At 69.6% G+C, this 11,993-nt stretch carries 9 protein-coding genes and 1 pseudogene; 3 read left to right on the forward strand and 7 right to left on the reverse strand.

Features of this window, described 5'->3' with window-relative positions:
* Window positions 1-270 precede the first annotated feature (270 nt).
* The 3 genes and pseudogenes from OG622_RS20700 to OG622_RS20710 form a co-directional block, all read left to right on the forward strand.
* Window positions 271-1,059, forward strand: a pseudogene (locus tag OG622_RS20700) (Scr1 family TA system antitoxin-like transcriptional regulator); the annotation flags it as partial.
* Window positions 1,060-1,096: 37 nt separating this feature from the next.
* A complete protein-coding gene (locus tag OG622_RS20705) occupies window positions 1,097-1,354 on the forward strand; it encodes a DUF397 domain-containing protein (RefSeq protein ID WP_371577980.1) in 258 nt (85 codons plus the stop codon).
* Between the two features lie 73 nt (window positions 1,355-1,427).
* Window positions 1,428-3,371, forward strand: a complete 1,944-nt coding sequence (locus OG622_RS20710) for a hypothetical protein (RefSeq protein ID WP_371577982.1) — start codon at window positions 1,428-1,430, stop codon at window positions 3,369-3,371.
* Window positions 3,372-3,531: 160 nt separating this feature from the next.
* On the opposite strand, the gene OG622_RS20715 is transcribed toward OG622_RS20710, so the two are convergent.
* From OG622_RS20715 to OG622_RS20745, 7 genes are all read right to left on the reverse strand, one after another.
* A complete protein-coding gene (locus tag OG622_RS20715; protein WP_371584159.1) occupies window positions 3,532-5,193 on the reverse strand; it encodes an alpha/beta hydrolase in 1,662 nt (553 codons plus the stop codon).
* A 178-nt stretch (window positions 5,194-5,371) separates the two neighbouring features.
* The gene (locus OG622_RS20720; RefSeq protein ID WP_371577983.1) at window positions 5,372-5,644 is read right to left on the reverse strand and encodes a hypothetical protein; all 273 of its coding nucleotides are present in this window, start codon (window positions 5,642-5,644) and stop codon (window positions 5,372-5,374) included.
* A gap of 121 nt (window positions 5,645-5,765) precedes the next feature.
* Entirely contained in the window at window positions 5,766-6,902 is a 1,137-nt protein-coding gene (gene ccsB / locus OG622_RS20725; RefSeq protein WP_371577985.1) for a c-type cytochrome biogenesis protein CcsB, read from the reverse strand.
* The gene (locus OG622_RS20730; protein ID WP_371577987.1) at window positions 6,902-8,800 is read right to left on the reverse strand and encodes a cytochrome c biogenesis protein ResB; all 1,899 of its coding nucleotides are present in this window, start codon (window positions 8,798-8,800) and stop codon (window positions 6,902-6,904) included. Before OG622_RS20730 ends, ccsB begins: the two co-directional genes overlap by 1 nt.
* A 4-nt stretch (window positions 8,801-8,804) precedes the next feature.
* Window positions 8,805-9,599: a cytochrome c biogenesis CcdA family protein gene (locus OG622_RS20735; RefSeq protein WP_371577989.1), complete on the reverse strand. Its 795-nt coding sequence runs from the start codon at window positions 9,597-9,599 to the stop codon at window positions 8,805-8,807.
* A gap of 1 nt (window position 9,600) precedes the next feature.
* Window positions 9,601-10,203, reverse strand: coding sequence for a TlpA family protein disulfide reductase (locus OG622_RS20740; RefSeq protein ID WP_371577990.1), 603 nt, complete (start codon window positions 10,201-10,203; stop codon window positions 9,601-9,603).
* 338 nt (window positions 10,204-10,541) lie between these two features.
* A complete protein-coding gene (locus OG622_RS20745; RefSeq protein ID WP_371577992.1) occupies window positions 10,542-11,810 on the reverse strand; it encodes a hypothetical protein in 1,269 nt (422 codons plus the stop codon).
* Between the last annotated feature and the right edge of the window lie 183 nt (window positions 11,811-11,993).

Raw genomic sequence — 11,993 nt, forward strand, 5'->3', positions numbered from 1 at the left:
AGTCGCCGGCCGCAGCGTCTCCGGGTCCGCCTCCCACTCCCTAGCCGCCCCCCACCGGGCGCAACATCGCGTACGGCCCGACCTTGTCCCGGTACTCCCCCACGCGCCGCGTCCGCGGATCGTAGACAAGCTGTCCCTCTGGTTCCACGCGCACTCCACAGCCCTGCTTCGTCACTCTGGGTGTACACAGCGTCGCCGAGGGGAACGGTCGCAATCAATGCGGTACGTGTGGCACTGGGCCTTTGCCACGGACAGCGCGAGGGGGACGTCATGACCAGGCGGAACGCGGAAGGGGCCGGTGGGGCCGGGAGTTCGGTCCTGTTCGGCGAGGTGCTGCGCCACTACCGTGAAGCGGCCCTGCTGACGCAGGAGTCCCTGGCGAGAGAGATCCCGTGCGACCGCTCCCAGGTGGCGAAGGTCGAGGCGGGCACACGGGTGCCGAGTGAGCAGCTGGCGAAGCGGTGCGATGAAGTGTTGGACACGGGTGGGGTGTTGGCCCGGATCTGGGCCAAGGTGGATTGGTATCCGGCCGTCCAACATCCGGACTGGTTCGAGCGCCGGGTGGAGATGGACGCGGTGGCCGTCGGGCTGCGGGAGTACCAAGAGCAGGTCGTCCCGGGCCTGTTGCAGACACCGGCCTACGCACACGCGCTGTTCTCCCAGGTCTTGCCCGGTGACGAGGCGGATGAGCGCGTCCGGGCCAGGATGAGCCGCCAGCCACGCTTCCTGGCCGACGGCGGTCCGCTGTATGTCGCGGTCCTGGACGAGAGCTGCCTGCGCAACTCGGTCGGGAGCCCGGAGGTCATGCGTGACCAGTGCGCGCATCTGCTCAGCGTTGGACGACGGCCCAACATCCGCGTCCAGGTGGTCCCGGCGGATCTCTACGGACTCATCCGCCCCAAGGTCTCCATGTCGCTGATCGACCTTCCCGGCGAGCGGTGGGTCTACTCGGAGTCGCAGCACAGCGGCCACTTCAACAATGATCCGGCGGCCTACGCCCGCGACAGCCAGACCTATGATGTGCTCAGAGCGGACATCCCGTCAGCCCGCGAGTCCGCCGCTCTGATCAGCGACGTGATGGAGGGGTACGAGCCTCATGGACAGGTACGACCTGAGCGCGGCGATCTGGATCAAGAGCAGCTACAGCGGCAACGACGGCGGCAACTGCCTGGAAGTGGCGACCTGGATCAAGAGCAGCCACAGCGGCGACAACGGCGGCGACTGCATCCAAATCGCCACCGGTATCCCCGGACTCGTCCCCGTCCGTGACAGCAAGAACCCCCACGGCCCGGTACTGGTCATCAACCGCTCCGCCTGGCTCTCCTTCATAGGCGCTGTTCGGTCGGAGTCGTAAGCGAACGGGCAGCTTCACCCCTACTCCGAAGCAACTGCCCGTCATTCCCCAGCTGTTGATACCCACAACAGCTATGACAACGGCAACAGCGCAGACCCACGCCCTCTTCGACATACCCACCGCGCACCAACCCCCGGAGGGACCCCCCTTCGTGGTGCTGGCCGGAGCGCGAGGCCTCGGCAAGAGCACGATGCTGCGGGAGCTGCGGGCGGCGTACCGGGGTCGCGCTCCCGTCGCGCTGATCGACGGCGAGGAGACGCGGTTCGACCGGCCTCCCCCAGGCCGCCCCCCGGCGTCCTGGTCGCCCGCGTACGAGGCGCTGGCGGTGATCGCGGAGCAGCTCGGGGAGCCTGTGGACGGTGCCGGGCGGATCACGTTCCCCCGGCTGGCGTGCGGGCTGCTCGCCGTCGCGGCCGGTGGCTGGGGGGATCGCGGACTGTCGAGGATCTGCACGGAGGCGGAGCGGGTCCTGCTGCTGAGCGACACGGGCGGCTGGCTGGCGGGGCGGTGGGTGGGGAAGGCCGTGGCCCGGCTGGTGTCGTCGATGTCGGTGCAGGGGCAGCCGGTGGTCGAGGCGATCATCGAGGCCGCGCTGGAGGCGTTCAGTGAGGGGATGTCGTCCTCGCACCGGCGGCTGCGCCGGGGCGCGGTCTGGTACCGCGACCACCCGAACGCGGCCGGGAACCCGAAGCGCGGCCTGGTCCTCCTCTCCCAACACTTCAGGGTGGGCGGCGACGCCCGGACCCACGCCGAGCACCATCTCGTACGGGCGCTGCTCGCGGACCTGGACGACGCGTACGCGGGGGTCGTACCGCGTACGCAGCGAACCGGACGGCCGGTGATCCTGTTGGACAACGTGCAGGAGGCGGCGGGGCGGCGGCTGCTGGAATCGGTGCTGCGGGGCCGGGCCGACGGCAGGACCGACCAGGTGACGTTCTTCGCCGGGCTGCGGGGGCAGGGCCACCCGGCGCTGCGGAACGCGGCCCGCCGCACCCTGCCGGAGGTGACACGGACCAGCGGCTGGGCGCCGGGCGGGACGCCGTCGTCGCACGCCCTCCTGGTGTCGTTGCCGCCGCTGTCCCCCGACGAGACACGGCAGGCCATGGAGGCGGCCTGCGGTCCCGGACAGCCGATCCCACCCCGACTCCCCTCCTCCGCGCACCGGTTGACCGGAGGCAACCCCCTCGGCACGTCGCTCATGGCCGAATCGGCGCGCCAGAATTTCCCCCAAGGGCTCACCGGGCCGGCCGACCTGCTGCTCGCCGACCACGCCGGACGCCCCGCCTACGAGATGATGCTGGACCGACTCCTCCCGGACGAGGCCCACCTCGACGAGCTGACCGTCCTCGCCATCGCCCACGACCACGACTCGGCCGTCACCCTCGCCGATTCCCAGCTCCCGGCCGGCTTCGGCGCGTCGGGCGTACGGGCCCTGGAAGACCGCCTGGCGGCGGAAGGCCACGCCCCCGCCCCCGACCACTTCGTGGGCGACCCGTTCCTCCGGACCCTGCTGTCGCTGCGACTCCGCCACGGGAACGGCGACCGCCCGGACCGCACGGCTTGGCGGGACGCCCACCGCGCGCTCGCCACCCACTACGGCAGCGCCCGCCCCCTCCACCGCGCCCACCACGAACTCGCCCTGGGCGACGCGGACTTCGCGGTGGCTCACCTCAGCGCCACGTTCCACGAGGCGGACCCCCGCACCTGGCTGAAGTCCCTGGTCTTCATCGCGTCGGCCCCGTATGCGGACGGCCCGGACGACCGGGGCGTGGTGGCACTCGGCCGCCCGGGCACACGCCCGGACCCGGCCCCTCACCCGCGCGTACGCCGTCTGCTGCACGCGGTGTGGCAGCTGACGGATCCCCTCGTCCTACCGGACCCGGAAGTCGCCGAACGCGTGCGCCGGGAGCTGGAACAGCTCTCCGCCACCCGCCCGGCCGACGACGTGCTCCTGTGGCGGGCGTCGAGGGACTGGCCGGACGACGCGGTCGCGGGCCGCCCGCTGCGCGTGGGGTGACCGGAGGTCTCGACTCCGGCGACGGCGACGCGCGATGGGGCGGACCTCACCAGGAGATTCCGCCCCATCTTCAACGGGTCATGCGGGTCGTGCGGGTCGTGCGGGTCAACGGGTCATGCGGGTCAACGGGTCATGCTGGTAATGGGTCATGCGGCCGGGCTCAGAAACGGTCCGGGGCGCGCTCCGGGAGCGGAGAACCGGGGAGCACCTCCCGCTTCTGGTTCTCCCGTGCCTCCGCGTTCGAGCCGGTCGTCGCCTCGCAGGTCACGTCCTTCGCCGGGAGCTTTCCGTTGAACAGGTAGCCGTTGACCGCGCCGTCCGAGCAGGCGTTGCCGTTCGGGTAGACGCCGTGGCCCTCGCCGCCGAGGACGGTGACCATCTTCGAGCCCTTCAGGTCGGCGTGCAGGGCCTGACCACTGGGCAACGGGGTCTGCGAGTCCCACTCGTTCTGGACGACCAGGGAGCCGACCTTGTTGTTCACCCTGGTCGCCGGTTCCACGGACTTGTCCCAGAACGCACAGGGTTTGATGCTGGACGCGAAGTCACCGAAGAGGGGATACCGGCGCTTGTCCGCGATGGCATCCCGTCGGTAGCTCTCAGGATCGCGGGACCACGCGGCCGAGTTGTCGCCGCACACCACGGCCCAGAAGCTCGCCATCGAGTTGTCGGACGGCACCTCGGCGGCACCGCCGGCGGCGCCTGCCGTCCCGGTCCCCGCGGAGCCGGCGAACACCGCGAGCTTCTTCGCGGAGGCAGGCTTGCCGGCCGCGGCCTTCTTCAGCTCCACCATCGCCTCGGAGGCGTACTCCGGGGTGAAGACCGCCCCGCGCATACCGATCCGGATGTCATCAGCGGTGGTCGGCTGCCCGTCCACCTCGATGGGCTTCTTCTCGGCCCGCGCGACCAGGTCCCAGAAGGTCCGGTCGACCTTCTTCGGGGTGTCACCGAGGCCGTAGGTCGCCGAACGCGCGGCGGCCCACTCGGTCCACCGGTCGAACGCGGGCTCGGCACCCTCCGCCCACCACTGGATCATCCCTCGCCAGGCGCGCGCCGGTTCGACCGCGCTGTCCAGCACGAACCGGTCGGCCCGGCGCGGGAAGAGCTGGGTGTAGACGGCGCCCAGGTAGGTGCCGTACGAGTAACCCAGGTACGAGATCTTCTTCTCACCCAGGATCGCCCGGATCAGATCCATGTCACGCGCGGTGTTGCGCGTGGTGATGTGCCGGAGCGTGTCGCCCGCTTTCTTCTCGCACTTGTTCGCGACGCCGCGTGCCCAGGCGACGTCCTTGGCGAACGTCGCCTTCTTGTAGGGCCGCAGCCAGTTCTCCTCCCCCGGCTTCAGACCGCAGGAAACCGGGCTGCTACGTCCCACACCGCGCGGGTCGAAGCCGATGAGGTCGTACTTCCGCTGTGCGGCTTTGGGGAGCACCTCCTGGATCCCCAGCGGCATGTAGAGCCCCGAGCCCCCGGGGCCGCCGGGGTTGGAGAACAGGACACCGTGGCGCTTGTCGGGCGCGGTGCTCTTGATCCGGGATATGGCCAGGTCGATCCGCTTGCCGCCGGGGGCCCGGTAGTCCAGCGGGACCTTGATGGTGGCGCACTGGAACTTCGCGGGAGCGTCGGCGTCGCACCGCTTCCACTTCGGCTTCTGCTTCACATACCGGTCCAGCGCGCCCTCGGCGGCGGACGAGGAGGCGGTCGAGCGGGAGATGGTCGACGGGGAGGCCGCCGGAGCAGCGGTGGCCGTCGAGGTGGCGAGTGCGGGAGCCAGCGTTGCCGTGACACTCACGACTAACAGGGGCACGAGACGTCGTCTGCGCACGAAATCGATCCTTCCGGTCACATGTTCGGACAGGAACGATCATTCAGGAAGCGGCCATGCATGCGGATCCCTCGCCGGGCCGTGCCTCCCTCCTCCCTGGGAATGACACAACAGTGTGGGGTGATACCTGAGTTGTAGGGGAAGAGGTCGTGTTCTCAGGGAGGCGGGGAGACCGGCATCAGCGTCGCGACTCGACCAGGACCTCGATGCCGTCGAGCACCCGGTCGAGCCCGAAGTCGAAGTCGAAGTCGGTGTCGCCCTCGTCCCCGTGCTCGAACACGCCCGAGCCGAGGAGCCGCGCGACGGCGGCGGCATGGCGCCGGCCGGCCCGGCGGATGTTGCGGGCCACGTTGGTGGCGATGCCGAGCAGCCACGGGCGCGGCAAGCCGCCCTCCGCGTCCCCGTCTCTGATCCGCGCGCAGCGCACTCCGGTCCCCCGTGTCCCCGTCATTCGTCTCCACGTACTCCCACTGTCCGTACAGCGAAGGCCGGTTCCCGTGACCCGCGTCACAAGGGAACCGGCCTTCGGCGTACGGAAGTCGTACGGGAGCGGTGGTGCCGGAGCCGAACCGTCAGGCGCCGCCTCCGACGGAGTGCAGCACGGCCAGGCCCACGTCGGCGTAGGAGTGCTTGCCGCTGACGAAGATGTTGACGCCGTAGTAGTTGAACATCCAGCAGGCGAAGGCGGCGATCGCGATGTACGCGGCCTTGCGGCCCTTCCAGCCGGCCGTGGCGCGGGCGTGCAGGTAACAGGCGTAGGCGACCCAGGTGATGAACGACCAGGTCTCCTTGGGGTCCCAGCCCCAGTAGCGGCCCCACGCGTCGCCCGCCCAGATCGCGCCCGCGATGATCGTGAACGTCCACAGCGGGAAGACGGCGGCGTTGACGCGGTACGAGAACTTGTCGAGGGAGGCCGAGGCAGGCAGCCGCTCCATGACGGAGGTCGCGAACCGGCCGGGCCGGCCGCCGCTCGCGAGCTTGCTCTCGTAGGAGTCCTTGAACAGGTACAGGATCGTGCCGACCGCGCCCACGTAGAAGACCGCGCCGCAGAAGATCGCGGTGGAGACGTGGATGTACAGCCAGTACGAGTGGAGCGCGGGAACCAACTGGTCGCTGGCGGTGTACAAGACAGTGACGGCCAGACCGAGATCGAGGAGGACCGTCGTGATGAGCGGAAGCCCGAGCCAGCGGACGTCCTTCTTCAGCGCGAGCAGCGCGAGGTACACGCCGACGGCCACGGTGGAGAAGGTGATGTTGAACTCGTACATGTTGCCCCACGGCGCCCGCTGCACCGAGAGGGCCCGCGTGAGCACCCCGCCGAACTCGACGAGGAAGGCGAGCGCGGTGAGGGACACGGCGATACGGCCGTAGAGGTCGCCCTGCGCGTCTCCGCCGTGCGCGCCGGGCCCGTCCGGCACGTCCCGGGCCCCGGCGGCGGCCCGCACGACCACCTTCGGCCGCTCCAGCACGCTGGTCCCGCCGGCCGTCTTCACGGTCACCGCGGGCGCGTCCGCCTTCTTCGCCGCACCCACACCGGCACCGGCATCGGCGGTGAGCGCGGCAGCCGTACGACCCACCTTGCTCCGGCTCCCGAAGAGCCATTCGGCGATGTACGTGAAGAAGGCGAGGGTGTACACGGCCATCGCGGAGTAGATCAGCGTGTTGCTGATGTTCGCGAGGTTTTCGTTGGTGGCGGCGGCGAGAGTCACTACTGCTCAGCCCCTTCGGAAGGCACGGCTGGGGTTTGGGGGTCAGGGGTCTTCGAGTCCGTCGTAGCTGCGGGCAATCGTGCCGCTGGGGCGGCCGCACGGGTGGGCGCGGCGGCACCCGGCGAGCGCCGGTCGGCGTCACCGCCCTCGGCCTCAGCAGCGGCGGACGGCTCGCTGTCGGAGCCGGGCTCAGCGGCAGTAGGGGCCACTTCGTGCACGGCGGCGGCCAGGTCACCCAGCTCCTCCGGCACCTTCGCCGACTCACTGCGCCCCAGCCCGGCCATCTCCACGACGGTCACCCCGTCCGGGCCGGCCACCGCCCGCACCCACACCCGCCGACGCTGGATGAACAGGGACCCGGCAAGACCGAAGATGGCGGTGAACGCTCCACCCAGGGCCCACCCGCTACCGGGCTGCTGGGTGATCTGGAAGCCGGCCCACTCCTTGACCCCGTCGAAGGTGATCGTGCCCGCGCCGTTCGGCAGCGTCATGGACTCGCCGATCTTCAGGTTCTCCCGCACCTGCGCGCCCTTGGAGTCCTTGAACCCCTTCAGCTTCGACTTGTCGAGCTGGTACACGCTCTGCGGGATGCCCGCGTTGACCCGGAGATCACCGTGGTACGGCTCCAGGTTGAGCACGGGGTTCAGCAGCGCGGGGAACTGCGAGACCACGGCGGTGTTCTTGCCGCCGTACGTCGGGAGGAAGAAGGCCTGGATGCCGAGCTGGTCCCACTTGTCCTTGGCGTCGGTGTAACCGTCCATGACCTTGATCGCGCCGGTGGACGTGACATTGGAGTCCAGCGGCAGCAGCGGCGCGGCGTCCTGGAAGACGACCTTGCCCCTGCCGTCCTTGATGGTGATCACGGGGGCGTACCCGTGACTGACCAGGTAGACCTTCGAGTCGCCGATCTCCAGCGGCTTGTTGACCTCGATCCGGGTCGACCGCTCCTTGCCGTCGGCGCCGACGGCGTAGTCGACGGAGGCCTCGTAGATACGCGGCGTGCCCTTGTTGGGGCCGCTCGTCTCGTACGTGCCCCGGAAGTTCTTGAGGTCGAAGCTGAACGGGTTGAGGTCCTCGGCGGTGAAGAGGTTGCCGGACTTGAAGTCGTCGTACTGCGTGAGGGTGTTGGCGAAGCCGTCGCCCTCGACGATCAGTTTGTTGCCCTCGGACCGGTAGAGCTGGCCCCAGGCGAAGGCGACCAGCATCACGATCAGGGCGATGTGGAAGGCGAGGTTGCCCGCCTCCCGCAGATAGCCCTTCTCGGCGGCGACGGCGTCCCCGGCGAGGTGCGTGCGGAACCGGCGCTTCTTCAGCTCCTTCAGCGCGGCCTCGCGCACCTGCTCCGGCGTGGCCTCCGTGCGCCAGGTCGCGTACGCGGGCAGCCGGGTCAGCCGCTTGGGCGCGCCCGGCGGCCGGCCGCGCAGCTGGCCGACGAACTGCCCGGTGCGGGGCACGATGCAGCCGATGAGCGAGACGAAGAGCAGGATGTAGATCGCCGAGAACCACACCGAGCCGTAGACGTGGAACAGCCCGAGCTTCTCGTAGAGCGGCCCGAGGGTGTCGTGCCGCTTCATGAAGTCGGCGACCCGGCTCTCGTCCTGCCCCGACTGGGGGATGAGCGAGCCGGGGATCGCCGCGAGCGACAGCATGAACAGCAGCAGCAGCGCGACCCGCATGGACGTCAGCTGCCGCCAGAACCAGCGGGCCCAGCCGATCACGCCCAGCGAGGGCAGGTTGAGAGCGTCCTCCTGCGGGGCGGTGGAGAGCTGGGAGCCGGCGGCCCCGAGGTCGTTGTCGTCAACGGCCCCGCTTCCGCGCCGGGCGGTGTTCTCGCGGTCGCCGCTCGCCTCAGGTGTGCCGGCGTTCTTCTCGCGGTTGCCGGAGTCGGTCGTCGTCATTGGCTCAGATCCCAGGGGTGAAGCCGGCGGACCAGACCTGCATCTCCTGAACGATGCGGTCCCAGGCGCCGGTCAGCATGAGCAGTCCGATCGTGATCATCATGCCGCCGCCGATGCGCAGCACCCACGCGTAGTGCCGCTTGACCCAGGCGAAGGCGCCGAGCGCCTTGCGGAAGGCCACCGCGGCGAGCACGAAGGGCAGGCCCAGCCCCAGACAGTACGCCACCATCAGCAGGGCCCCCCGACCGGCGCTGGCCTGTTCGAGGGCGAGGGCGTTGACCGAGGCGAGGGTCGGTCCGATGCAGGGCACCCAGCCGATCCCGAAGAGCGCGCCCAGTATCGGGGCACCCACGAGCCCGGTGGCCGGCTTGGTGTGGAAGCGGTACTCGCGCTGGGTGAACCAGGGCATCAGCCCCATGAAGAAGAGGCCCATGGCGATCATGAGCGCACCGAGCACCTTGTTGAGCACGCCCTGGTGCTCCAGCAGGGTCTGGCCGAAGTACCCGAACAGCGCGCCGCCGGAGACGAACACGAGGGTGAACCCGAGTACGAACAGCCCGGCCCCGGCCACCATCCGGCCCTTGCGGGCGTCGGCCAGGTCGGTGCCGCCGACTCCGGTGACGTACGACAGATAGCCGGGCACGAGCGGCAGGACGCAGGGCGAGAAGAAGGAGACGAGTCCGCCGAGGACGGCGATCGGCAGGGCGAGCAGCAGGGCCCCGTTGAAGACGGTCTCGTTCAGCTCGGCGGCGGCGGTGGTCAGCGCGGTGGCCGTGGCCTGCGCGGGCGTCCCGGCCACGTCACTTCTCCGCGAGGATCGGCTTGAGCATCTTGCGCAGCTTCTCCTCGCTGAGCGCCTGCTGGGTGCGCGCCGCGAGCTTCCCGTCCCGGTCGACGACCAGCGTGGAGGGGATCAGCTGCGGGTTGAGCGAGCCCTTCTCGAAGCGCAACAGCAGCTTGCCGGTCGGGTCGTACAGGCTCGGGTAGTCGACCTTGTACTGCTCCTCGAAGGCGATCGCGGGCCGGGTGCTGGTGTCCCGCGTGTTGATGCCGACGAACTGCACGCCCTGGTCGGCGAGGTCCTTGGAGACCTTCACGAGGTTGGACGCCTCGGCGCGGCACGGCGCACACCAGGAGCCCCACACGTTCAGGACGATGATCTTGCCCTTGTAGGCGGACGAGACATCGAGCTGGTCGCCGTCGATGGTCTTGCCGGAGAGCGCGGGCGCGTCGTCCCGGTCCCCCTTCTCCACCGTCGCGATCCCGTCGGAACCGGTGATGAACCCGGTCCCACCGCCCCCGCCCTCGATGCCACCGCCCGCACAGGCGGACAGCGTCAGCGCCAGGGCGGCAGCCCCGGCAGAGAGCAAAGCGGCACGACTGCGGCTCGTACGGACACTCATGTGAAAAGTTTCGCATGCCCGTTTCGCGGACTTGCGCCGGGGTCGACGGCCGCCTCACGGCGACTCGGACCGGTGCCGTACGTCGAGGTCAGACGACCGAAGGGCGGCGTGGTCGGGCGGTTATGCCGGGGTGGCCAGGCGGTCATGCCGGGGAGGCCGAGGCAGCGACGCCGGGGAGGCCGAGGCGGCGAACCCGGGATGGTCGAGGCAGCGACGCCCGGGTGGCCGAGGCGGCGAACCCGGGATGGTCGAGGCAGCGACGCCCGGGTGGCCGAGGCGGCGAACCCGGGATGGTCGAGGCGGTGACATGTCGGGTGGTCGAGGAACGTGGCGCGAAGTCACGCGGTCGAACCGGCCCCCAGCAGTTCCTTCCACCCACCCGTCGGCTGCTGCCCCACCCCGAGGGTCTGGAGCTTGGCCAGGGTCTCCGGTGTCTGGACGTCCATCCAGTCCACGAACTGCCGGAAGGACACCATCCGTATCTCCCCGTCCGGCGCCTTCTCCTTGGCCCGCGCGATGTGCTTGATGGCCTCCTCGACGGCGTCCATGTAGACCCCGCCGTTCCACTCCTCGAAGTGGTTGCCTATGAACAGCGGCGCCCGGTTCGTCTCGTACGCGCGCTGGAACCCGGCGACGTACGCGCCGGTCGCCTGGGTGCGGTAGGCCGGGTAGTTGGCGGGCGGGGCCTGGGTGGAGTTCTGCGACTGGTTGTACATGATGTTGTAGTCCATCGAGAGGACCTCGAAGCCGCGGCCCGGGAACGGTACGGACTGCAACGGCAGGTCCCAGATGCCCTGCTTCTTCGTGGGCCAGACCTGGAGGCCGCCGGGCGAGGAGGAGTCGTAGCGCCAGCCCAGTTCGCGCGCGGTGGGCAGCAGGTTCTCCTGCCCCATCAGACACGGCGTCCGCCCGCCGACGAGCTCCTTGTCGTAGTCGAACGGCAGCGGCTCGACATCCGTCCACCCGCTGTTGGTCTTCCACTCCTTGACGAACGACTTCGCCTGGTCGATCTCGCTGCGCCACTGCTTCGGCGTCCAGTTCCCGACCGAGCCGCTGCCACCGCAGAAATGACCGTTGAAGTGGGTGCCCATCTCGTGCCCGTCGAGCCACGCCGTGCGCACATGTCCCAACGTCGACTTGATGTGTTCATCCGTCAGATAACCGATGTCGGAGGCGCCGGGCGCGTTGTTCGGCGGGAGATAGGTGCGCTTTTTCGACTCCGGGAGAAGATAGATACCGGAGAGGAAGAACGTCATATGGGCGTCGTGATCCCGCCCGGCCTTCAGGAACCGCTCGAAAAGACCGTTCCCGACATCCCCGGCCCCGTCCCAGGAGAACACCACGAACTGCGGCGGCGTCTCGCCGGGCGCCAGCGGCCGCGGCTTCCCCGGCTGGTTCGGCTGCTTCCCCGTGTACGACGTCGACCCGTCACCCAGCAGCTTCGCCGTCTTCCCCGGCTTCCCGTGCTTCCCCCGGCCCTTGCCGCCACCACCGCCCTCGCCCGGCTTGCCCCCGAGCCCCGTACCGCACCCGGTCAGCCCCAGCCCCGCGGCCACGCCCGCGCCGACGCCGAGCCCGAGCATCCCCCTTCGCGATATCTCGCGCATTGCATCCCCCATGGTCATTCCACGCACCAGTTCACGTGAAGCACACCGCTTTAGAGGCATGAAAGGGCGTAAAGGTTCCCATTGATCTCCACCGAGCACAGAACTTTTGCGAACACGGTGAACTGCGAGTCTCTACGGGACGCGGGGCCCAGGGTTTTTCAGGGGGCGGGGCCCAGGAGCCCT

This window comes from Streptomyces sp. NBC_01314, assembly GCF_041435215.1.
Lineage (GTDB): Bacteria > Actinomycetota > Actinomycetes > Streptomycetales > Streptomycetaceae > Streptomyces.